We start from the raw sequence: 21,962 nt of genomic DNA on the forward strand, positions 1-21,962 counted from the left end.
CATCGTGCGCAACAATCGGGCCATGCCCCTCGTACCGCACCGCGTCGCCGTCCTCGCCCTGGACGGCGTGGTCGCCCTCGACCTCGGCACCCCGGCGCAGGTCCTCGGCGCCGCCCGCACCGAGGACCGGACCCCGCTGTACGCGGTCACCACCTGCACCGCCGACGGCCGGGCGGTGCGCACCACCGCCGGCTTCCAGGCGCTCCCCGACCACGGGCTCGACCTGCTGGAAACCGCCGACACGGTGATCGTCCCCGGCATCCACGCCGGCCCGCCGCTCACCGACGGCACGGTGGCCGCCGAGGTGGCGACCGCGCTGCGCGCCGCCCACCACCGGGGCGCCCGCATCATGTCCATCTGCACCGGCGCGTTCGTGCTCGCCGCCGCCGGCCTGCTCGACGGCCGGCCCGCCACCACCCACTGGGCGTACGCGTCGCGCTTCCGCCGGCTGCACCCCGGCGTGCGGCTCGACCCCGAGGTGCTCTTCGTCGACGACGGCCGGGTGCTCACCTCCGCCGGGGTGGCCGCCGGCGTCGACCTCTGCCTGCACGTGATCCGGACCGACCACGGCAGCGCGGTGGCCAACCGGGCCGCGCGGCGCTGCGTCGTACCGCCGTGGCGCGACGGCGGCCAGGCGCAGTACATCGAACGGCCGGTGCCCCGCGCCGCGCAGGCCGGCACCGCCGCCACCCGCGAGTGGGCCCGGCGACGGCTGCACGAACCCGTCGCGCTGCGCGAGCTGGCCGCGCACGCCCGGATGAGCGTCCGCACGTTCACCCGGCACTTCCGCTCCGAGACCGGGCTCAGCCCGGCGCAGTGGCTGCTCCAGCAGCGCACCGAACACGCCCGGGTGCTGCTGGAGACCACCGACCTGAGCGTCGACCGGATCGCCCGGGACGCCGGCTTCGGCACCACCACCGCCCTGCGCCAGCACTTCCACACCCGGGTCGGCGTGTCCCCGACCGCCTACCGCCGCACCTTTCGCGCGCCCTCGGCCCCGGTTCCGGTCTCAGGCCAGGTGGGGCTGGCGACGTAGCGCGCGGAGCTGGGCCAGGTGCATCGGCAGGTGCACCCGGATGTGCAGGTCCATGGCCCGCCCCCAGGGCAACGATTCGTCCACGTCGAGGTCGAAGCCCTCGCGCAGCACCGTCTCCACAGGCGTCTCGGCGGCCGGGCCGAGCCGCTCGGCCAACGAGCACAGTTTCCGGCTCGTGGCCCGGAGCAGGACCGCCAGCCCGTCCAGCCCGCCGCACTCGGACACCAACGCGTCGAGCTGCGGGCGGTGCACGGAGTCCAGGTCGTAGTACGCGAACGGCGACCCGGCCAGCACCGCCTCGGTCGCCTCGCTCATCAACTCGTCGTTGGCGGCGAGGTGCGCCACGATCTGCTCGGCGCTCAGCTCGCCCTCCGGCGGCGGCCCGAACCCGCCCGCGTCCACCTCCGCGAGCAGCTCGTCGTACGCCCGCCGGAGCGCCGCGGCGTCCACCTCGTCCATCCCCGCATCCAACCCTCGCCACCACCGCCCGCACCCCGACTACCCCACCCACGTCACCCGGACGAGCGAAAGGCCGGCACCCCGTTGCTCCAGGATGCCGGCCTGCACGTTGTCTCAGCTGTTCCAGTGCTTGGTGACCAGGTCGGTGGCCTGCTTCTCCCACTGCGCGTACGCATCCGGGTAGGCGGACACCTGGACGGTCTGGGCGGCCTCGGTCAGCGGCATGTCCTGCCAGCCGTCGACCTGCTTCAAACCCTTCAGGAACGCCAGCGTCGAGTACTCGGGGTCGGTGATCTGCTCCGCGCTACCCCAACCGGAGGACGGGCGCTGCTGGAACAGACCCAGCGAGTCGTGGTCGTTGGAGTCGCCGAGGTGGCCCAGGTTCTCCAGCTTCGACTCCTGCAAGCTCGTCGCGATGGAGATGACCGCGGCCCGCTCGGGCAGGCCGGCCTTCTTCGTCGCCGCGATGATCGCCTTCACGTTGGCGGTCTGCTCGTCGTTCACGGTGATGGTGGACTGCTCACCCTGCGCGCTCGCCACGGCGACCGGCTTCCTCATCGCGGCGTGGGCGGGGGTGTCGGCGTGGGCGGCGATCGGACCGGCGAACACACCACCGGTGAACGCCAGTCCAGCGACACCCAGAACGCTCTTCCGCAGGATTCCGCCGCCAGAGTGTCACCCACCACGCCCGAACCGGACATCTAACCCAACCGGTTGCACACTACGCACCCCACGCGCGCCGGAGACGTCCATAACGCTCCACCCACACCCCACTCGGCCCACGACTGGAGCGCTATGGACGTCTCCGGCGGCCGCAGACGTCCATAGCGCTCCACTCGCGCCCCCCGCTCGGTTGATGACTGGTGTGTTGGGGCGTTGCAGGCACCTGTGACCTCAACCGCGCGCCCTTCCGCACCGGAGCGGGCCGGAGTGCCGGGCGGCCGAAAGCGGATCATCTCGTCTTGGAGTTGTGGCACCTCTGGTATCCGGCGATGGAACCACAGACCAGAACGGCGGGGAGCACCTGGTCAGCGGCGGCCGTGGCGGGCGCGGAGGTAGTCGGAGACCACGTACTCGCCCAGGTCGTCCAGGTCGGGGGTGAACATCCGGCCGCCTGATCGGCGGGCCACCGCGTCGACGAAGCGGCGCAGCCCGGGGTCGTCGCCGAGCATGAACAGGTTGAGCGTGGCCCCGTACCGGGTCAGCCGGTCCACCTCCCGGATCGTCGCCTCGATGGTCTCCGGCAGCGGCGGCCAGTTGAAGTACGCCTCCCCGTCCTCCGGGTCCAGGTGCGCGGTGGGTTCGCCGTCCGTGACCACCAGCACCACCGGCTCGGCGCCGGAGTGGCGGCGCAGGTGCCGGCCGGCCAGCCGCAACGCGTGCTGGAGGTTGGTGCCCTGCTGCATGTCCGGCTCCGCCGCCGCCAGCTCCTGCTGGGTCAACGGCATCGCCTCCCGCCCGAAGCCGACGATCTGCAACGCGTCCTGCGGGAAGCGGGTGGCCATCAGGTGTGACAGGGCCAGCGCGGTCTGCTTCATCGGACCCCAGCGCCCCTGCGAGATCATCGAGTACGACAGGTCGACGCAGAGCACCACCGCCGCGGACGCCCGCCGCTCGGTCTCCACCACCTCGAAGTCCTCGACCGCGAGCTGCACCGGCACTCCGGTGCCGGCGCGGCGGACCGCGCGGGTGAGCGTGCGCACCACGTCCAGGGGCTGCTCGTCGCCGTACTCCCAGGGGCGGGACCCACCGCTGACCTCGCCGGCCGCGCCGGCCGAGCGCAGGTCGTGCTGGCCGCGCGGCCCGGCCGTGAGGTCGGCGAAGACCCGCCGCAGCGCGGTGCCGGCGAGCCGGCGCAGCGCCTTCGGGCTGAGCGTCAGCCCGTCCGCGTCCCGGCTCACCCAGCCCTGGCGGCGCAGCTCGCGTTCCAGGTCGCGCAGGCGGCGGACGTCGTCGGCGGCGTCGCGGCCCAGCGTCCGGGTCACCGCGTCGACGTCCACGTCGTCCAGGGTGGCGCCGGGCTGGTCCTGGTCGAGGGAGTCGAGCAGCTCGTCGAGTTCGGCGATCTCGTCCAGCGCGCCGGCCGCCTCGCCGTAGCCGAGCGGCTGGTCGCCGCGGACCCGTTCGCCGCGCTGCCAGTTCAGGTCGGGGCGCAGCGACCGCAGGTGACCGTCGAGCTGGGACAGCTCACCGGCGAGCCGGTCGCCGAGGGACTGGCGCATCAGCCCGGCCAACTCCTCCCGTTGCCGGTCCGACAGCGACCGCATCAGCCGCTCCCCGGCCGCCGCCCGGCGGGCCAGCACGTCGATCAGCTCCTCGACGTTCCGGGGCCGTTCCGGGAAGAACTCGCCGTGCCGGCGCATGAACTCGGCGAACGCGTCGGTGGTGTCCTCCGCGCGGGCGTGCCGGGCGAGCAGGGCGTTGAGGTCGGCCATCATCTCGGCGAGCTGCCGCTGCGTCTCCGGGTCGCCGGCGGCCCGCGCCGCGTCCCGCAGCCCGGCGAAACGCTGCTCCAGCACGTCGCCACGCAGCCCGTCGAGGATCCGCTGGTAGGTCTGCCGGGCCTCGGCGCTGGCCCAGTCGTACCCGGCCAGCTCCGACACCGCCCGCGCGGTGGACCGGGGCAGGTTGTCCAGCACCGCCTCGGCGAACCGGGCGTCGTCGCCGTCGCGTCCCCGCAGCTCGTCCCGTTCGGCGGCGAGCGCCTGGTCGAGCAGCGCCTGGGCCCGGGTCACCGCGCCGTCCAGGTCGCCCCGGCGCAGCGCCTCCCGACGCAGCCGGCGGGCCCGGGCGGCGAGGTCGGCCAGGCCGCCACGCCCGTCCGGGCCGCGCCGCAGCAGGTCACGCAGCGCCTCCCGCAGGCTGCCGCCGTTGAGGACCTCCGCGCCTACCGCGTCCACCGCGGCGCGCACGTCGTACGGCGGGGCGAGCGGGTCGGGGCCGCCGCGCCACTGCCCGTACCGGAACCGGTTGCCGGCCACGGTCAGCCCCGGCCGCCGTAGACGGTGCGCCCGGACTCGGTGACGTCCTTGCCCAGCCGGCGGGTCAGGTGCAGCCCTTCGAGCACGAACTCGATGCCGGCGGCAGCCTCCTCCGGGCTGGGCGCGTCGCCGAAACCGAGCCGGTCGAGCACCTTGGCCAGCCCCGGTACGGTGCCGACCTGGCGCAGCAGTTCCGCCGAGGAGACCAGCTCCCCGGTCTCGACGGCGCCGCCCTCGGCCACGAGCGCGGTGAAGCCGGACAGGTCCAGCCCGGCCAGCCGGGTCCGGAACGTCTCGGCCGTGGCGGTACGCAGCAGGTGCGCGAGGACCTCGATCTCGCGTCCCTCCTCACCGCTTTCGAACTCCACCTTCCCGCGCAGCGTCGAGGTCACCGACACCGCGTCCCCGACGCGCGCCACCGGCGCCTCGGGTGTGAGGCGGGGGCCCCGGTTAACGCTTTCGGATGTGGCGGGGCCCCCGCCTAACACCTCGGCGGAGGCGGAGGCGGCGAGTAGGCCGGAACGGCGCAGCGCGGCGGCGGCCACGGTCTCGGCGGCGGCGATGGCGAACCGGGCGGACACGCCGGAGCGGGGGTCCACCGACGGCGACTCCCGCACCTCGCGGGCGAACCGGGCGAGCACCTCCAGCACGTGCTCCGGGACGCCCGCGACGAGGTCGGCCTCCTGCCGGATCAGCGCCAGCTCCAGCTCCAGGTCGAGCGGGTAGTGGGTGCGGATCTCGGCGCCGAAGCGGTCCTTCAGCGGGGTGATGATCCGGCCGCGGTTGGTGTAGTCGTCCGGGTTGGCGCTAGCGACGAGCAGCAGGTCCAGCGGCAGCCGCAACTGGTAGCCGCGAACCTGGATGTCGCGTTCCTCAAGCACGTTGAGCAGCGCCACCTGGATCCGTTCGGCCAGGTCGGGCAGCTCGTTGACGGCGAACACACCCCGGTTGGTGCGCGGCACCAGGCCGAAGTGGATGGTCTCCGGGTCGCCGAGGGTGCGCCCCTGGGCGAGGCGGACCGGGTCGACGTCGCCGATCAGGTCGCCGACGCTGGTGTCCGGGGTGGCGAGCTTCTCGCCGTAGCGCATCGAGCGGTGCAGCCAGCCGATCGGCAGGTCGTCACCGGCGGAGTCGACGAGCGCGCGGGAGGCCGGGGTGAGCGGGCGCATCGGATGCTCGTTGAGCACCGAACCGGGGATCACCGGGGTCCACTCGTCGAGGAGCCCGCCGAGGGAGCGGATCAGCCGGGTCTTGCCCTGGCCACGCTCGCCGAGCAGCACCATGTCGTGGCCGGCGAGCAGCGCCCGCTCGACCTCGGGCAGCACCGTGTCCTCGTACCCGACGATGCCGGGGAAGCGGTCCTCGCCGGCGCGCATCCGGGCCAGGAGGTTGTCGCGGAGTTCCTGCTTGACGGTGCGGTAGTGGTGGCCGGCCGCGCGCAGCGCGCCGAGCGTGCCGGGCAGGTCGGCCGGCGGGGCCGGGGAGATCTGGGTGTGAACGCTCACCCGCCCCACGCTAGCTCAGTTTTTCCGCACCGCCCGGTGGTCGGTCCCGCCCCGTGACCGGGACCGACCACCGGGGGTGGTCAACGCCCGCAGCGCCGGCACACGCCGCGGCGGCGCAGCAGGTAGGCGTACGTGGCCGCGCCGAGCGCCACACCCCAGAGCGGCCAGAGCAGCATCGGCAGCGTGGTCAGGCTGAACCCGCCGGTCAGCTCCCAGAACCGGGGGGCGGTGACCAGTCCGAGTGAGCCCGCGGTGACCGAGAGCGCGACGAGCGTGGCGGGCGCCACGGCAAGCGACACCGGCACCCGTCGGCCGGCCAGGCCGACCATCCACCTGGGGAACCGTTCACCCCAGGGGCGGACCAGCCCGAGCGTGAGCACCGCACCGGCCACCGCGAAGGCGCCCAGCCCGGCGCCCGCCCAGACCAGTCCGGTGTCCCGCATCTCGTCGAGGAAGTCGCGGGAGATGCCGAGCGGGATGCCGGCGGCCCAGGCGAGCCGGGTGAGCGCGTACAGGGTGGGGATGATCGCGGCGGTCCAGGCCGCCAAGCGACCCCAGCGGGCCGCGGCGGCCGGGGTGGTCCAGCCCCGGTCCGCGCCGTCGCGACCGCAGGCGGCACAGGCCCCGGCGGTACGGCGTTGCCAGCCGAGCGTCGCCAGGGCGAGCAGCACCCCGCCCGCCATGGCGGCGGTCTTGCACAGCAGCGTCCAGGTGAACACGTCGGCGTAGTCGACGGGCGGCCAGCCGAACGGTGCGCCGACGAGCAGGATCGGCGCGTAGCCCAGGGTGATCAGCACCCGGGTGTCCGGCACCACCACGGCCAGCACGAACGCGACCGTCCAGCCGTAGCCGAGCAGCAGCGCGCGCAGCGGCCGTGCCGGCTGGGCGGCCGGACCGGCCATGGCCAGCGCGACGACCGCGGCGGTGAGCAGCAGCGCCGCGAACAGCGCCGGCCCGACCGACACCGGCACCAGCCGGAGCAGGTTGACCTGGCGGTCCCGGTCGTGGACGCCGAACGGGTAGCCGGCGCCGGTCCCGGCGGAGATCAGGGCGAGTACGCCCCAGAGCGCGAGCCAGCCGGCGGCGAGCGGCGCGGTCCGGGACCGGTGACGGATCGGTACGAGCAGCGTGGCGGTCATGGTTCGAGCCTCGACTGTCGACGTTCCGCAACCCTCCCGTGGCGGGGTGAAGCGTCTCCCCCGGCCGGGGGACTCAGCCGGTCGGGACCACGAACCCCGACTCGTACGCGGCGATCACCGCCTGGGTGCGGTCCCGCACCCCGAGCTTGGCCAGCACGTTCCCGACGTGTGTCTTGACCGTCTCCACGCCGAGCACCAGCCGGGCCGCGATCTCCGGGTTGGACAGGCCGGCCGCCATCAGCCGCAGCACCTCACCCTCCCGTTCGGTCAGCCGGGCCGCGTCCAGCCGGTCCCCGCCGCTCCGCCCGTACGCGCCGACGAGCTGCCGGATGGCGGCCGGGAAGAGCAGCGACTCGCCGGCCGCCACCACCCGGATCGCCTCCACCACCTCGGTCGGGCGGGCCCGCTTGAGCAGGAAGCCGCTCGCTCCGGCGCGCAGCGCCTCGTAGACGTACTCGTCGTTGGCGAACGTGGTGACCACGAGCACGCGCGGCGGGTCGGCGGAGGCGGCGAGCAGCCGGCGGGTGGCCTGGATGCCGTCGATGGCCGGCATCCGCACGTCCATCAGCACCACCCGCGGTCGCAGCTTGGCCACAAGCGGCGGCACCTCCGCGCCGTCCGCCGCCTCGCCGACGACGCGCAGGTCCGGCTGGGCGTCGACGATGGCCCGCAGGCCGACCCGGATCAGCTCGTCGTCGTCGACGATCAGCACGTCGATGGTCACCCGTTTTCCTCCGGCGACGCCGGCAGGGTGGCGTGGACCCGCCACCGCTCCCCCGCCGGGCCGGCGACGAGCCGCCCGCCGAGCAGCAGCACCCGTTCCCGCATGCCGTCCAGCCCGCGCCCGCCGCCGGTCGCCCGTTCCGCGCCGCGCACGGCGTTGACCAGCTCGATCTCCAACCCTTCCGGGGGTACGGCGACCCGCAGCGTGACCGGCCCCCGGCCGTGTCTGGCCGCGTTGGTCAGCCCTTCCTGCACGATCCGGTAGCCCTCGCGGGACACCACCGCGGGCAGCGCGTCCAGCGGGCCGGCGACCCGGGACTCGACGACCAGCCCGGCGGCCCGGGCGGCGGCGACCAGCCCGTCCAGCCCGGCCAGGGTGTGCTGCGGCGCGGTGGGCGCGGCCGGCCGCCCGGAGTCGGTCTCGCGGAGCAGCCCGAGCACCTGGTCGAGGTCGTCCATGGCCCGCCGGCTGGTCTCCTCGATGGCCCGCAGCGCACGCCTGGTGAACTCCGGGTCGGTGTCGAGCAACTCCCGCCCGGCGCCGGCCTGGAGCGTCGCCACGGTCAGCGCGTGCCCCACCGAGTCGTGCAGTTCCCGGGCCAGCCGGTTGCGCTCGGCCAGCCGGACGGCGCGGGCCTCCAGCGCGGCGATCCGCTCGGCCTGGGCCGGGCCGAGCAACACCGGCGCCATCGAGGCGGCGAGCGCGCCCAGCCCGGCCACCGCGTAGCCGAGCGCGACGAGCACAGCCACCCCGGCCAGCCCGGCCGGCACCGGGCGGGCCGGGTCGAACGGGCCGACGCGCTCGTCCGACACCGCGCCGACGTCCACCCCGACCAGTCCGGCGACGAAGACGAGCGCCATCGGGAACGCGCTGATCGCGGCGAACAGCACCGCCACGCCGGTGCCGAGGTGCACGGCGATCCAGAGCGCGGAGCGCAACCGCGTCTCCCGGTCGAGGCGGTGGCCCGGCAGCGGCTCCGGCAGGTCGACCGCGAGCAGCGCCCGGGCGGCGGCGATCTCCAGCGCCCGGCTGCCGGCCAGGAACACCGGCACCACGGCCAGCCCGACGCCGACAAGCAGCAGCCCGATCCCGAGCGGGCGCGGCACCCCCGCACTCGTCAGCAGTCGCGCGAACGCCACCACCAGCAGCACGTACGGCAGCGCGAGCACGCCGCCGAGAAGCAGGAACACGGCCCGCCGCCAGGTGCTGCCGCGCACCAGCGGCGCGAACACCCCCCGGACCGTCATCAGGTCATTGTCCCGCCGCCGCCCGCCGGGCGACTCCCCCGCGTCGGGGAGATCAGTCCGTCAGCGGTGGTCCCGCACGTAGCGCTGCGGGTTCTTGTCGCGGAACGGCAGGTCCCGGCCGTTCTTGTGCTCGCCGTAGAAGGTGAGCCAGCGCGCCCCCAACTCGGCCCGCAGTTCCGCGCTCGCGTGCCGGCGGAAGTCGGGCAGCGCCTCGTCCTCCTCCTCGGCGAGATGTTCGCTGTTCTCCCTACGGGCGTTGCCCACGGCCGTCCACCAGGCGTCCGAGCCGACCTCGTGCAGCTTGGCCTCGGCGATCGCGTCGCGGATCTTGTTGTGGTCGCCGATGGCGTCGGCGGTCTCGTCCTCGCCGTCGTCGCCGTGCTTCACCAGGTGCGGGTAGAGGATCGCCTCCTCCGCCTCGGCGTGGATGTCCAGGTGCAGGGCGAGCGCCTCCCAGACCGCAAGCATCTCGGCCGGGTCGCGGGCGTCGTCGAGCCGGGCGAAGCCGCGCCGGAAGGCGGCGTGGTCGTCCAGGATCAGTGCGGTGATGTCGTCCATGTGGTCACTTTCCCAGTCGGGCGCGGATCATCCGGGGCACCGCGGCCAGGCCGGTGACCGGCCGGAACGCGTGTGCGGCGGCGACCAGCGCGGCGTACTCGTCGTCGGTCAGGTCGATCTCGGCGGCGGCGGCGTTGCGTTCCACCTGCTCCACCCCGGACGCGCCGGGGATGGCCACCACGTTGGGGTGCCGCAGCACGTACGCCAACGCGATCTGGCTGGGCGTGGCGTCGTGCGCGTCGGCCACCTCGCGCAGCGTGGCGATGAGCTGGGCGCCGCGCGCCAGGTTCTCCGGCAGGAAGTACGGGTTGGCGCGGCGCACCGCGCCGGCCGGCGGGTTCGAGGCGTCGTAGCGGCCGGAGAGGAACCCCTGCGCCAGCGGGCTGTACGCGATGACGATCCGGCCGGCCTGCTCCGCGTACGGGATCAGGTCCTCCTCCGGGCCGCGGTCGATCATGCTGTAGCGGACCTGGTTGCTCAGCACCCGGCGGCCCAGCGCGGCCTCGGCGAACCGCCACCGGCGCAGGTCGTAGTTGCTGACGCCGACCTCGCCGACCAGCCCGACGTCCTGCAACGAGCGCATACCGCGCATGGTGGTGGTGTCGGCGACCACCGGGTTGGCCTGGTGCACCTGGTAGAGGTCGATGCCGTCGACGCCGAGCCGGGCCGCGGAGGCGACCGCCCGCTGCTGCACCACCGGCGCGACCGGCAGCAGCGGGAAGATCTTGCTGGCCACCACGACCTTGGCCCGGTCGCCACCCAGCGCCGCGCCGAGGATGCGTTCGCTGCGGCCGAAGCCGTACATCTCGGCGGTGTCGAAGAGGGTGACCCCGAGGTCGAGCGCCCGCCGCACGATCTCGGCGGCCCGGCGTTCGTAGTCGGGGCCGTAGCCCCACTCGCGGGAGCCGAACTGCCACGTGCCGAGGCCGATCTTCGAGATGGGCTTGGGGGTGTCGAGCCGCACGAAACGCATGACCTCGACGCTACCCGCGCCGGTGGCAACCACACGTCCGTTCGCCGGTGGCGGCAGAATGATCTGGTGACCTACCTCGCCAGCGACGACCGTTACGACTCGATGCACTACCGGCGCAGTGGCCGCAGTGGGCTCAAGCTGCCCGTCATCTCCCTCGGGCTGTGGCACAACTTCGGGCCGGACCGGCCGTTCGAGCGGCAGCGCGACATCGTCCGCCGCGCCTTCGACCTCGGCATCACCCACTTCGACCTGGCCAACAACTACGGCCCGCCGCCGGGCGCGGCGGAGGAGGCGTTCGGCCGGCTGCTCGCCACCGACCTGAAGCCGTACCGGGACGAGCTCGTGGTGTCCAGCAAGGCCGGCTACCTGATGTGGCCCGGCCCGTACGGCGAGTGGGGTTCCCGCAAGTATCTGATCTCGTCGCTGGACCAGTCGCTGCGCCGGATGGGGCTGGATTACGTCGACGTCTTCTACTCGCACCGCGTCGACCCGGAGACCCCACTGGAGGAGACGATGGGCGCGCTCGACGCGATCGTCCGCTCCGGCCGGGCGCTCTACGTCGGCATCTCCAACTACAACTCGGAGCAGACCGCCCGGGCCGCCGAGATCCTCCGCGACCTGGGCACCCCGCTGCTCATCAACCAACCCTCGTACTCGATGCTCAACCGCTGGACCGAGTCCGACGGGCTGCTGGACACGCTGGCCCAGGTCGGCGCCGGGTGCATCGCGTTCAGCCCGCTGGCCCAGGGCCTGCTCACCGACCGTTACCTGGACGGCATTCCGGCCGACTCGCGTGTGCGGACGAGCGTCTTCCTCAACGAGAGCGACCTGGACGAGGCGAAGATGGCGACCGTCCGCGCGCTCGCCGAGGTGGCCCGGCGGCGGGGGCAGACCCTGGCCCAGCTCGCCCTGGTGTGGGCGCTGCGCGACCCGCGGATGACCAGCCTGATCATCGGCGCGAGCAGCGTCGCCCAACTGGAGGGCAACGTCGCCGCGCTCGACGACCTGGACCTCGCCGGGGAGGACCTGGCCGAGATCGAGCGCCTGCTCGGCTGAGCGTCACCAGATCCGGCGCCGCCCGGCGCGGTGGTTGCGCACCCCGCACGGCCGCCCGGGCGGCGGCCCGCCGGCCCGTCGCCGGCGCAGGCCGACCACCGCGGCGAGCATCGCGGCGACCACCACCGCCGCCGCGCCGATGACGAGCGGCCGGGACAGCGGGCCGGTCTCGGTCACCGCCGCGACCGGCACCCCCGGCTCGTCGCCGGTCGCCGCCTCGGCGAGGGTACGCGGAGACGCCGCGCCCGTCGCCGGTGTCGCCTTCCGGGTGGCCCGTGCCCCGGAGCCGCCCGAGGCCGCCCGGAAGACGACGTCGGAGCAGGAGTAGTAGGTGTCCTGGGTGTTCGAGTTCTGCCAGACGACGTAGATGAGGTGCCGCCCGGTGCGTCCGGTCGGCAGCCGCCCCGGCATCTCGTACGCGCCGTCGCGGATCGGCGGGTCGGTGACCGCCAGGAACGGCTTGCTCTCGACGTCCGCCCAGGTCAGTCGCCGGTCCGGGGCGTACGAGTCGGTGGTGACGTAGAACCGGAACGTGCCCTTGTGCGGGATCGTGGTGCGGTAGCGGAAGGTGTGCCGGGCGCCGGCGGTCAACGTGGTGGCCGGCCAGTCGGCCCGGGGCAGGTCCAGCCCCCGGTAGGCGGAGAGGCCGCCGCTGCACAGCTCCCCGTCCGGGATGCGTTCCCGGTCCCGCCCGTCGATGCGCGCCACCCGGATGTTGTCCCACTCGCGCACCGCCGCCCCGGCGGCGATCGCGGCCCGGCAGGCGGGCGTCTCCGCCCGGCCCCCCTCCGGTCCGCAGGCCGCCCCACGGCTCATCGGGCTGGTCGGCGCGCCGTGGGCGCTTGCCGGCACGGCGGTGAGCGGCAGCGTCGCGGCGACGGCGGCGAACGCGACGAGCGCGCGACGTGTGCCCATGTGATCGACCTCCTGGGCGTTGGTACGGACGCGGAACCGCAATGGTTCGATCCCCATCGGTGCCATGACCGGCCAGGCTCGGCCGACCGAACGGACAACCGGGGCGGCGCGGTGCCCCGGGCGGGCCCTAGAGTGACGGCACCCTGTCATCGAGGAGTGCGCCTTGTCCGAGCCGGAACAGCCTTCCGAGCCGCCCCGCGCCGCCACCGCGGACGGGCCTCCGCCGGGCGACGCGCCTCCCGCCATCCAGCCGTACCTGCTGGTGCTGCCCACGATGGAGGGCGCACCGCCCCCGGTGCCGTGGCCCGGCGCGGAGGGCTGGGCGATCCCGGTCACCGTGCCCCCCGGCACCCAGGGGTACGCGCTGTTCCTGCCGCTGGTCCCGGGCGGCGCGCCGACGCCCGGCGTGCCCAGCCAGGCGACCGCCCCGGCCGTGGAGAACCCGACCAGCGCGAGCCCGACCAGCGCAAGCCCGACCAAGCCGGCGGACGCCGCCCCGGCCGCGGAGAACCCGACCGGCGCAAGCCCGACCAAGCCGGCGGACGCCGCGCCTGCCGTGGAGAGCCGAACCGGCACGAGCCCGACCAAGCCGGCGGACGCCGCACCGGTCGGGGAGGACCCGGCCGGCGCGAGCCCGACCGGTCCGACGGTCTCCGCCGCGACGGGCGCCGGGCCGGTCGCCCCTGGGGCCGCCCCGACGACCGCCGCCGTGCATACCGTGCCGACGGCGGGCGCGCCGGACAGTCCGCCGGTGACCGCCGGGCACGTCTCTCCGACCGTCCACGGCGCAGCGGCGCCGCCGGTGCCCGGACCGGGACACCCGGACCCGCGGCCCTGGGTGCACTACCCGCCGGCGCCGGGCTGGGCGGCCCGACCGCCGACGCCCCGCACCTCCTTCCTCGGCGCCCGGTGGCCCGGCCCGAAGCCGGCCACCGGCCGGGCGGTTCCGCTCGCGGTGCTGGCCGGCGCGCTCGGCAGCGCGATCTTCGTGCCGCTGAGCCGGGTCGGCATCGGCTGGTTCCTCGGCTGGCTCACGCTCACGGTCGCGGTGCTGCTGGCGGTCCGGCCCCGGGCCGCCGAGCTGCCCCGCACCGACCGGCTGATCCGCGCCGGCTGGGCGGTTGCCGCCCTGGCCCTGCTCGCCGTGCCGGCGTTCCGCAACGCCTGGTGGCTGGTGACGTTCTGCGTGCTCGGCGCGCTGGGCTGCGCCACCCTCGCCATCGTCGGCGGCCGGCTGGTCCGTTCGATCCTGTTCGGCCTGCTCGCCACGCCGTTCGCGGCGCTGCGTGGCCTGCCCTGGGTACGCCGGCACGTCGCTGCCTCGCCGCAGGTGACCACCGTCCGCAAGGTCACCGTCTCGGTGGTCGCCACGCTCGTGGTGCTCGTGGTCTTCGGCAGCCTGCTCGCCTCGGCCGACGCGGCGTTCGCCGAGGCGCTCGGCGCGCTCGTACCCGAGGTCGAGGTCGGTTCGGTCTTCCGCGGGCTGTTCCTGGCCGCGGTGGGCGGGCTGATCGCGGTCGCCGCGGTCTACACGCTTGCCGCCCCACCCGACCTGTCCACCGTGGACCGGCCGGGCCGGCGCCGCCTCGGCCTGCTGGAGTGGGCACCTGCCATCGGGGCGTTGACCCTGCTCTTCGCCGGCTTCGTGGTGGTGCAGTTCACCGTGCTCTTCGGCGGCCAGCGGCATGTGCAGAAGGTCGCCGGGCTCAGCTATGCCGAATACGCCCGCAGCGGTTTCTGGCAGCTGCTCTTCGTCACGCTGCTGACCGTGGCGGTGCTCGGCGGCGTGACCCGCTGGGCCGGCCGGGAGCGGTCGGTCGAGCGCACCCTGCTGCGCGTACTGCTCGGTCTGCTCAGCGCGCTGAGTGTGGTGATCGTGGCGTCGGCGCTGTCCCGCATGTGGGCCTACCAGAAGGTCTACAGCTTCACCGGCGAGCGGATCTTCGTGATGGCGTTCGAGCTGATGCTGGGCGCGGTCTTCCTGATGATCCTGGCGGCCGGCGTGCGGTGGCAGGGCCGGTGGATCCCCGGCGCCACGGTGGCGCTGGCCGTGGCGATGCTGCTCGGCCTCGCGGTGCTCAACCCGGAGGACTACGCGGCCCGACGCAACACCCTGCGGTACGAGCAGACCGGCAAGATCGACGCCTGGTACCTGCGGGCGCTGTCCGCCGACGCCACGCCCGCTCTCACCCGGCTCCCCGACCCGGTGCGCCGGTGCACGCTGAGCTGGATCGCCGACGAACTCGACGAGCCCGATCCGTGGTACGCCTGGAACCTGGGCCGGCACCGGGCCCGCCAGGCCCTCGACCGGGTCGGCCCGGACGCGGTCGGCGGCCCGAAGGACTGCCGCCGGGCGGACCAGTTCGACCTGCCGAAGACCCGGCGTCCCCGCTGACGCCGCCGGCCGGGCCGCGCACGTCGCGGTCCGGCCGGACCGGCGCGCCTCTCCGCTGGCGGCCTCCGGCTGCCTCGACCGCCCGTGGTGCTCACCGGCCCGCCGGCGGGTTGCCGCCGTCGACGTGGTGCCGGGGGCTCACGCCGTACCGCCGTTTGAAGGCCGCGCTCAGCGCGAACGAGCTGCCGTAGCCGACCCGGCGGGCGACCGCGCCGACGGTCGCGTCGGGCTCCCGGAGCAGATCGGCCGCGAGCGCCAGCCGCCACCCGGTGAGGTACGACATGGGTGGCTCGCCGACCAGTCCGGTGAAGCGCCGGGCGAGCGACGCCCGGGAGATCCCGGTCGCCGCGGCCAGGGACGCCACCGTCCACGGGCGGGCGGGATCGTGGTGCAGCATCCGCAGCGCGCGGCCGACCACCGGGTCGGCGTGCGCCCGGTACCAGGCGGGCGCCGCCCCGGGCCGGGCGAACCACTCGCGCAGCGCGGCGATGAGCAGCAGGTCCAGCAGACGGTCCAGCACGGCCTCCTGACCGAGGTCGTCCTTGACGATCTCGGTGGCCAGCAGCGGGACCAGCGGGGAGTCCCAGGACGCGCACGGGACGACGGCGAGCGCCGGCAGCGCGTCCAGCAACCGCCGGCCGACCGCGCCCCGGACCGGGTACGTGCCGGTGAGCAGCACCGTCCGGCCGTCCGGGCCGTTGCCCCAGGTGCGTACGCCCAGCCGCGTCATCTCGTACAGCTCGCGCCCGTCCGGTGTGGTGCAGCGCTGGCCGGGGTGGACGACCACCTGCGGCGGCGTGGCCGGATCGTCCGCGACGGTGTACGGAGCCGGGCCGCGCACGATCGCCACGTCCCCGGTGCCGAGCCGGGCGGCGGCGCCCTGCCCGGGCACGAGCCAGGCGTCCCCGCGCACCACCGCGACGAGGGTGAGCGGTGCCTCGTCCCGGATCAGCATCGACCAGGGCGGGGTCAGGATCGAACGGAGCAGGAAGGCGCCCCGGGCCCGGGGACCGTCGAGCAGGCCGGCGACGACGTCCACGGAGACGATTACACATGCAATCGCGCGTCCTGACCATGGGGCGTCTCACCGTCCGGCGGTGAGATGAGCACATGCGACTCACACAGCACCTGTCGTTGCTCGGGGCCACTCTCGGGGCCGGCTTGACGGCCGGGCTCTTCGCCGCCTTCTCCTACGCCGTGATGCCGGCGTTGCGGGGCGCGGACGACCGGACGTTCGTGGACGCGATGCAGCGGATCAACGTGTCCATCGTCAACGGCTGGTTTCTGTTGATCTTCCTGGGCACGCCGGCGCTCACCGCGCTGTCGGCGGTGCTGGCCGCGCGCGGCGCGGGCCGTCCGGCCCTGCCGTGGATCCTCGGCGGGCTCGCGCTCCACCTGGTGATGGTCGGCATCACGGCGGCGGTCAACGTACCGCTGAACGACGCGCTCGCGGCGGCCGGCGCGGACGACCTCGACGGCGCTCGGCAGCGTTTCGAGGCCACCTGGGTCACCTGGAACCTGGTCCGAACGCTGGCGAGCACCGCCGGCTTCGGCGCGCTCTGCTGGGCGCTCGTGGTCGCCGGCCGCTGAGGTAAGCCACGCGGCGGCGATCTCGGTCTCGCCCTTGTGGTGGCCCGAAGTGGTCGAGATCGTCAGCGCAGGAGGAGCGCGCCGTGGCAGCCAGCGCACTGAGTTCCGGCTGCGATCAGTCGTCCCTACGCCGACCGAACACCCGCTCGGTCAACCGCCCGGAGAGCTTGCCCGTCGCCGATCTGGCCAGGTCGAAGGTTTCGTTGCCGACGCGCCTGGCGACGTCGACGCCGTCCGCTCCGGTCTCAAGCGCCCTGTCACGCAACTCCATGGCCGCGTCCGCCCATCCCCTCGCCTCCGACGCCTGTCGAGTGCCCTCGATCCCGAGCCGCCCGTGGAAGTCGACGACGGCGATCGAAACGTGGTTGCTCGACTGCACGACGGCCGGCGAGTCCATCGGATTCAGCAGCACCTTGCTGTTGGCCTTGCCCGCAGCCGCATCCATTCGGGCCATCAGGCGCTCGGTACACCGTGAGATGAGCTCGATCCGGTTCTGCCGGGCAGTCTTCAGCCCGAGGCGATGCCCGTTCACCTCATCCGGGGTCGCGTCCAGCACCCGGTCGAGCTCCAGCACGGCGATCGCGTCCTGGAGCTGAAAACAGCGGGCCAGCACGGCGAGCCACTCCCGCGCCCCCGACTCTGCCTCCCTGGCCGCCTTGGCCAGGTCACCGATGTTCGTCTTGCGCTCCAACTTCTCTGCGATGGTGTCGAGTTGACGCAGGGCGTACGCCTGGGTCTCCGCGACCGTCGCCGGCGCGGCCTGCACCTTCGACCAGGTGATCTCGTCGACCCGGCCCCGCTTCTCCCGGATGGTCATGGACTCCTCGATGACGAAGCCCACCCCGATCATGCGGGCCAACATCGCGTCCTTCTGCGCGCGCAGCACATCGTCGACCTTCTCGTCGATCGCCGCGAGGTAGTCGGTGATCTCGTTCATCGTCTGCTGCATCGCCAGCTGGGCCATGATCCCCGCAGCGCCCGCCAGAAGCGCCGGACTGGCCGCCATCGATCCCGGCCCCTTCGTGATCTGGAGCCAGGACTTGATCGAGCCGGGCTTCCCCACCATCGCATGGCTGACTCCGGGAGTCTTGCTCGGCATCAGCCCGTGCCGGTGGACAAGTTGCGCCGATTCCTTCGTCAGCTTCACCCAGCGACCCGAGTTGGCGGCAAGCTCGGACCCGACCTGGGCGGCTGCGGCTCCGGCGTGCAGAGCAGTTCCGAGCCGCTGCAGCCCGAGTTCCCGCGACGGCAGCCCCTCAGCCACGAGGAATTGCTCGACATCTGTCGGGTGCCCAATGACCGCCAGGCCATCACCGTCGCTGATCAGCTGAATCTCGTTGTCCAACGTCGGCTCCTGGCGTGCGGGGGAGAGAAGCGGTGACGGTCCACCTGCATACGCCGGCCGACGACCGAGCGACGGCCAGCTTCCGAACCATCCAACACCACCGACGTCGATGAGCCACAGCGCCGACCGGTGGAGAAGTCCGCGCCGGGCGGGTACGCCCAGAACCCTGTTGTGGGATCGACCAGCGGGGAACGGCGTGGGAAGCGATGGGACACCGCCCATGCCGTGCCACCCCGTCCGGAGGATCTGTGACGACCGAGCGGCGTCGCGACCCTTGATTTTGGCGCATATCGAACATATGTTCCAGAGATGGCATCCGCTCGTCGCTCCCGTCCCCGACACCGGCCAGGATGGCTGAGCGACGTGCCCAGCGCAGGGCCTACGATTGAGTCCATGGACACGGCGATGATCGAGCGGGCCTCCCTGGTCGCGCTGCTTCGCCTGCCTCGCGCGCGCTGGTCGGAGATCGCGCTCGACATCCAGGAGAACGGCAGCGCCGAGGCAGTCCTCGACCGCACGGTCGGCCACTCCGACACGCTCTTCCCGGACGGAGACTCGACCGCCGATCTGATCAGCGCAGCCGCCGCCGAGATCACCGGTTGGCAGGCGGATGGAATCGGCGTCCACGCCTTCTTCGACGACACCTACCCGGCCCAACTGCTCGGCATCCGGGAGATGCCACCGCTCCTGTTCAGCCGAGGTGATCTACGGGTCCACGACCAGGCGGTGGCAGTCGTCGGCAGTCGCAAGGCAAGCGAGGATGGGCTGCGGATAGCTCGCGCCGTCGCCACCACGCTTGCCGGTCGCGGGGTGACCGTGGTCAGCGGGCTGGCCGCCGGCATCGACACCGCCGCGCACTCATCTGCGCTGGAGGCGGGTGGGCGCACGGTCGCGGTCGTTGGCACCGGCATTCGCCGGTACTACCCCTCGGCGAACCAGCGCCTGCAGGACCACATCGCCGAGGTCGGGCTCGTGATCTCCCAGTTCTGGCCCGACGCCCCGCCGAGCAAGCAGAGCTTCCCTATGCGCAACGCCGTCATGAGCGGGTACGCAGTCGCGACGATAGTCGTCGAGGCGGGCGAGACCAGCGGCGCACGAATCCAGGCCCGCCTTGCCCTGCAGCACGGCCGTCCCGTCGTGCTGACGAGCCCGGTCATGCAGTGCGACTGGGCCAGGACGTTCGCCGAGAACCCGGGCGTCTACGTCGTCCACGGCACCGCCCATCTGCTGGAAGCCCTCGACGACATCCTCAGTTACCAGCTCACCGACGCCGGCCTGGAGAACTTCCCTGACTTCGCCCTCCGCTGACCAACGCTGGACCATCATCAGCCGGCACGTCCAAGTCCAACGCGGTTATCTACGCAACCCGCTACCGGCATACTCCTGGATCTGCCCGACATGCCGGGGTGTGCGAGGCGATGGCTATTCACTCTGCTTTCGCTGCCAGTCCCACCTCACCCGGTCTCAAGGCGTCCTCGCAGACCTCGTGCTACCGATCTCCTACTCGCCACGCACGTCGCAACACCACCACAACCTCCGGACGTACAAGGGCACGGCTCCGTCCGGGCAGGCTCGCTGGAGTCTGCTTGCGCTCCTACTGCTCTTCCTCCGTGATCATCTCCCGTGTGCGGCGGCCCGTGCCGGAGCCTTACCGACGCACGTGATCGCCGTACCGAGCACCCGCAGCCGCGCTGGCGCGCACCCGCTGGCCGTCCTGGTAGGCGAACGCCTCCGGCTGCCCTGGATCATGAGCGCCGTCAACCCGCGCTACGGCCCTGACGATCATGATTTTCACGCCGACTGGTTCACGCCGCTCATGCCCGCGTCAGTCGCGCCCGTCCACGCACTGGTTCTCGAGGACACCTGGACAACTGGCGCGCGGACACAGTCCCTGGCGCACGCGCTGAAGATCCTCGGCGCTACCACTGTGACCGCTGTCGTCCTCGGTCGCCATGTGGATCCGCACTTCGATCCGGCCAGGCAATTGCTCAATGTGATCGCCAGCCCGGTCTTCGACACCACTCGCTGCGCTGCGGAGGATTAGCTGAGGCCAGCCCGCCCCGTTCCAGGCGACCCGGGAGTTCGACCCGGCAGGTGTCGGCGAGCGTCGGCCGGGCGGGCTCACCCGGCCGACGCTCGCCTGACGTTCGGTCCGCCGGCTCAGCCGGCCACTTCGTCCTCGACCACGTTGCGCAGTTCGCCGAGGCCCTCGATGGTGCTGACGACGACCTGGCCGCTGCGCAGGAACACCTTCGGGTCGCGCCCGTCGCCCACGCCGCCGGGTGTCCCGGTGGCGATGACGTCGCCCGGCAGCAGCGTCGCGAAGGAGCTCAGGAAGGCGATGAGCGCCGGCACCGAGTGGATCAACATGCGCGTGTTGGAGTGTTGCATCTGTTCGCCGTCGATGGTCAGGCTGATGTCGAGGCCGGACGGGTCCGGAATCTCGTCGGAGGTCACCAGGTAGGGCCCGAGCGGCCCGGTCTGGTCGAAGTTCTTGCCGGGCGTCCACTGTGTCGTCCGGCGCTGGTAGTCCCGAGCGGTGAAGTCGTTGAAGATCGTGTAGCCGGCCACGTGGTGGTAGGCGTCCTCGGGCGCGATGTGGCGACCCGCCCTGCCGATGACGACCGCCAGCTCCACCTCCCAGTCGAACCGGTCCGACAGCTTCGGGTTGATGACCGGGCCGTACGGCCGGGCGAGGGTCGTCGGGGTGCGGACGAAGATCTCGGGTGACTTGGTCACCTTGTTACCGAGTTCCTCGACGTGTTCGAGATAGTTCCGCCCCACGCACAGGATCTTGCCGGGGTCGGGGATCACCGGGAGGAGGTCGGCGTCGGTGAAGCTCACCGGCTCCGTCGCGCGGCTCGCGGCCTCGGCCAGCGCCTCCGGTCCGGACCGGAGCAGTTCCAGCACGCTCGATTCGAGCCGCCGGAACGCGCCGTCGCGCTCGACCACGGCGATCGCGCCCTGTGGGGTGTCGACGGTACCTAGTTTCACGAGTGCAGCCTCCTCTGCATGACCGCCGGCGGAAGTGACGTGGACTCACCGTCCGCGCAGACGGTGATCGGGTTGCGCAACGTGCCGATGCCGGAGCCGTGCAGCTCGATCGCGCCGTTGTGGTATTCCGCCATGTTGTTGTCGCGCAGGTGCCGGCCGGGCACATTGCTGACCGCGCCGAGCGCGACGACGTCGCCCGGCTCCAGCGTCATCCACTCGGTGATGGTCACCAGGGCCTCGGCCGGGGTGAACCGCTGTTCGCCGATGGTGCCGTCCTGGATGGTCAGCCGCTTGCCGTCGGCGTCGACCATGTCGGTGGTGAGCCGGATGCTCCCCAGGTCGGGCAGGGCGGTGAGCGGGATCAGCCACGGGCCGATGGGCGAGAAGGTGTCCACGCCCTTCGCCCGTGCCATGGGCCGGTTGATGAAGTCCTCGACGCCGTCCTTGCTGGAGATGTGCAGGATCACGCCGTCCTGGAGACCGAACGTCGACGCCGAGTAGTCGCCGAGGAGCGACACGCCCGCGACGTGGTCGAGCGCGTTCTCCTTCGTCAGGCGTCGCGCCTGCCGCCCGATGATCAGGCACATCTCGCCCTCGGGTTGGACCGGTCCCATCTGCGGCTCGACGAGGATGTGCTCCTCGTGACCGATGACGGCACTCGGCGCCTTGAGGAAGAACTGGGGCCGGGGCCAGACGCCGCCCCATTTCGGTTCGAGCAGCTCCACGTTGGAGTTGGCGCGGTTCGAGTTGACACACACGATCTTCGTCGGGCGGGGAATCGGGGCCAGGTAGCGGGCCGAGCCGGCCGGGAGGGTGTAGTCATCGGACCGGCCGGCGTCGATCGCTTCCTGGCACAGACCCAGGAAGTACGTCATGGTCTGTCCGGCCGATATCAGGTCGAGCATGTCGCGGGGGAAGCCGACCGGGCCCAGGTTGAGCCCGGCCGACATGGCCGCCAGGTCGACGAGGGACTCGTCGGCCTGGACGGCCACCACCCGACGCACGCCGCCAACGAGCTCAGCAGTCGTCAGTTTCATCGGTATCG

At 73.0% G+C, this 21,962-nt stretch carries 20 protein-coding genes; 6 read left to right on the top strand and 14 right to left on the bottom strand.

Annotation, left to right across the window (positions count from 1 at the left end):
• Nucleotides 1-22 precede the first annotated feature (22 nt).
• Entirely contained in the window at nt 23-1,036 is a 1,014-nt protein-coding gene (locus tag O7602_RS23490) for a helix-turn-helix domain-containing protein (protein WP_281584778.1), read from the top strand.
• Here O7602_RS23490 and O7602_RS23495 read toward each other — a convergent pair.
• The 9 genes from O7602_RS23495 to O7602_RS23535 form a co-directional block, all read right to left on the bottom strand.
• Nucleotides 1,010-1,486: a hypothetical protein gene (locus O7602_RS23495; RefSeq protein ID WP_281590485.1), complete on the bottom strand. Its 477-nt coding sequence runs from the start codon at nt 1,484-1,486 to the stop codon at nt 1,010-1,012. The genes O7602_RS23490 and O7602_RS23495 overlap by 27 nt on opposite strands.
• Nucleotides 1,487-1,609: 123 nt before the next feature.
• Nucleotides 1,610-2,155, bottom strand: a complete 546-nt coding sequence (locus tag O7602_RS23500) for a hypothetical protein (RefSeq protein WP_348651341.1) — start codon at nt 2,153-2,155, stop codon at nt 1,610-1,612.
• 368 nt (nt 2,156-2,523) lie between these two features.
• Nucleotides 2,524-4,476 carry a VWA domain-containing protein gene (locus O7602_RS23505; RefSeq protein WP_281584780.1) on the bottom strand — a complete coding sequence of 651 codons (1,953 nt, stop codon included), beginning with the start codon at nt 4,474-4,476 and terminating at the stop codon, nt 2,524-2,526.
• A 2-nt stretch (nt 4,477-4,478) separates the two neighbouring features.
• Nucleotides 4,479-5,990 carry a sigma 54-interacting transcriptional regulator gene (locus tag O7602_RS23510; RefSeq protein ID WP_281584781.1) on the bottom strand — a complete coding sequence of 504 codons (1,512 nt, stop codon included), beginning with the start codon at nt 5,988-5,990 and terminating at the stop codon, nt 4,479-4,481.
• A gap of 71 nt (nt 5,991-6,061) precedes the next feature.
• Nucleotides 6,062-7,120 (bottom strand): hypothetical protein, encoded by a 1,059-nt coding sequence (locus O7602_RS23515; protein ID WP_281584782.1) that lies wholly within the window; start codon nt 7,118-7,120, stop codon nt 6,062-6,064.
• 73 nt (nt 7,121-7,193) lie between these two features.
• The gene (locus O7602_RS23520; protein ID WP_281584783.1) at nt 7,194-7,844 is read right to left on the bottom strand and encodes a response regulator transcription factor; all 651 of its coding nucleotides are present in this window, start codon (nt 7,842-7,844) and stop codon (nt 7,194-7,196) included.
• Nucleotides 7,841-9,091, bottom strand: a complete 1,251-nt coding sequence (locus O7602_RS23525; RefSeq protein WP_281584784.1) for a histidine kinase — start codon at nt 9,089-9,091, stop codon at nt 7,841-7,843. Before O7602_RS23525 ends, O7602_RS23520 begins: the two co-directional genes overlap by 4 nt.
• Before the next feature lie 60 nt (nt 9,092-9,151).
• Nucleotides 9,152-9,649 (bottom strand): hemerythrin domain-containing protein, encoded by a 498-nt coding sequence (locus O7602_RS23530; protein WP_281584785.1) that lies wholly within the window; start codon nt 9,647-9,649, stop codon nt 9,152-9,154.
• A 4-nt stretch (nt 9,650-9,653) separates the two neighbouring features.
• Nucleotides 9,654-10,622, bottom strand: a complete 969-nt coding sequence (locus O7602_RS23535; protein ID WP_281584786.1) for an aldo/keto reductase — start codon at nt 10,620-10,622, stop codon at nt 9,654-9,656.
• A 66-nt stretch (nt 10,623-10,688) separates the two neighbouring features.
• Between O7602_RS23535 and mgrA the strand changes: the two genes are divergently transcribed.
• Nucleotides 10,689-11,678: an L-glyceraldehyde 3-phosphate reductase gene (mgrA, locus tag O7602_RS23540; RefSeq protein WP_281584787.1), complete on the top strand. Its 990-nt coding sequence runs from the start codon at nt 10,689-10,691 to the stop codon at nt 11,676-11,678.
• A 3-nt stretch (nt 11,679-11,681) separates the two neighbouring features.
• Here mgrA and O7602_RS23545 read toward each other — a convergent pair whose 3' ends face one another.
• Nucleotides 11,682-12,593, bottom strand: a complete 912-nt coding sequence (locus O7602_RS23545) for a lytic polysaccharide monooxygenase (protein WP_281584788.1) — start codon at nt 12,591-12,593, stop codon at nt 11,682-11,684.
• Between the two features lie 163 nt (nt 12,594-12,756).
• Here O7602_RS23545 and O7602_RS23550 point away from each other — a divergent pair, with 163 nt between their 5' ends.
• Nucleotides 12,757-14,988: a DUF4153 domain-containing protein gene (locus O7602_RS23550; protein WP_281584789.1), complete on the top strand. Its 2,232-nt coding sequence runs from the start codon at nt 12,757-12,759 to the stop codon at nt 14,986-14,988.
• Nucleotides 14,989-15,079: 91 nt separating this feature from the next.
• Here O7602_RS23550 and O7602_RS23555 read toward each other — a convergent pair whose 3' ends face one another.
• Nucleotides 15,080-16,027, bottom strand: coding sequence for an AraC family transcriptional regulator (locus tag O7602_RS23555; protein ID WP_281584790.1), 948 nt, complete (start codon nt 16,025-16,027; stop codon nt 15,080-15,082).
• A 71-nt stretch (nt 16,028-16,098) separates the two neighbouring features.
• On the opposite strand from O7602_RS23555, the gene O7602_RS23560 reads away from it, so the two are divergent.
• Nucleotides 16,099-16,578, top strand: a complete 480-nt coding sequence (locus tag O7602_RS23560) for an anthrone oxygenase family protein (RefSeq protein WP_281584791.1) — start codon at nt 16,099-16,101, stop codon at nt 16,576-16,578.
• A gap of 115 nt (nt 16,579-16,693) precedes the next feature.
• Here O7602_RS23560 and O7602_RS23565 read toward each other — a convergent pair whose 3' ends face one another.
• Nucleotides 16,694-17,923, bottom strand: a complete 1,230-nt coding sequence (locus O7602_RS23565; protein ID WP_281584792.1) for a hypothetical protein — start codon at nt 17,921-17,923, stop codon at nt 16,694-16,696.
• Nucleotides 17,924-18,316: 393 nt separating this feature from the next.
• Between O7602_RS23565 and O7602_RS23570 the strand changes: the two genes are divergently transcribed.
• Entirely contained in the window at nt 18,317-19,231 is a 915-nt protein-coding gene (locus tag O7602_RS23570; protein WP_281584793.1) for a DNA-processing protein DprA, read from the top strand.
• A gap of 352 nt (nt 19,232-19,583) precedes the next feature.
• Nucleotides 19,584-19,967, top strand: a complete 384-nt coding sequence (locus O7602_RS23575; RefSeq protein WP_281584794.1) for a phosphoribosyltransferase — start codon at nt 19,584-19,586, stop codon at nt 19,965-19,967.
• Nucleotides 19,968-20,083: 116 nt separating this feature from the next.
• On the opposite strand, the gene O7602_RS23580 is transcribed toward O7602_RS23575, so the two are convergent.
• Nucleotides 20,084-20,917 carry a fumarylacetoacetate hydrolase family protein gene (locus tag O7602_RS23580; RefSeq protein WP_281584795.1) on the bottom strand — a complete coding sequence of 278 codons (834 nt, stop codon included), beginning with the start codon at nt 20,915-20,917 and terminating at the stop codon, nt 20,084-20,086.
• A complete protein-coding gene (locus O7602_RS23585) occupies nt 20,914-21,954 on the bottom strand; it encodes a fumarylacetoacetate hydrolase family protein (RefSeq protein WP_281584796.1) in 1,041 nt (346 codons plus the stop codon). The genes O7602_RS23580 and O7602_RS23585 overlap by 4 nt, the downstream gene beginning before the upstream one ends.
• Between the last annotated feature and the right edge of the window lie 8 nt (nt 21,955-21,962).

It is taken from the genome of Micromonospora sp. WMMD1128 (assembly GCF_027497235.1).
In the GTDB taxonomy this organism is placed as follows: Bacteria; Actinomycetota; Actinomycetes; order Mycobacteriales; family Micromonosporaceae; genus Micromonospora.

Bases quoted from the DNA above. Each gene is read 5' to 3' on its own strand.
- O7602_RS23490 (WP_281584778.1), top strand. From the start codon at position 23: ATGCCCCTCGTACCGCACCGCGTCGCCGTCCTCGCCCTGGACGGCGTG.
- O7602_RS23515 (WP_281584782.1), bottom strand. From the start codon at position 7,120: ATGACCGCCACGCTGCTCGTACCGATCCGTCACCGGTCCCGGACCGCG.
- O7602_RS23525 (WP_281584784.1), bottom strand. From the start codon at position 9,091: ATGACGGTCCGGGGGGTGTTCGCGCCGCTGGTGCGCGGCAGCACCTGG.
- O7602_RS23530 (WP_281584785.1), bottom strand. From the start codon at position 9,649: ATGGACGACATCACCGCACTGATCCTGGACGACCACGCCGCCTTCCGG.
- O7602_RS23535 (WP_281584786.1), bottom strand. From the start codon at position 10,622: ATGCGTTTCGTGCGGCTCGACACCCCCAAGCCCATCTCGAAGATCGGC.
- O7602_RS23545 (WP_281584788.1), bottom strand. From the start codon at position 12,593: ATGGGCACACGTCGCGCGCTCGTCGCGTTCGCCGCCGTCGCCGCGACG.
- O7602_RS23560 (WP_281584791.1), top strand. From the start codon at position 16,099: ATGCGACTCACACAGCACCTGTCGTTGCTCGGGGCCACTCTCGGGGCC.
- O7602_RS23570 (WP_281584793.1), top strand. From the start codon at position 18,317: ATGGACACGGCGATGATCGAGCGGGCCTCCCTGGTCGCGCTGCTTCGC.
- O7602_RS23585 (WP_281584796.1), bottom strand. From the start codon at position 21,954: ATGAAACTGACGACTGCTGAGCTCGTTGGCGGCGTGCGTCGGGTGGTG.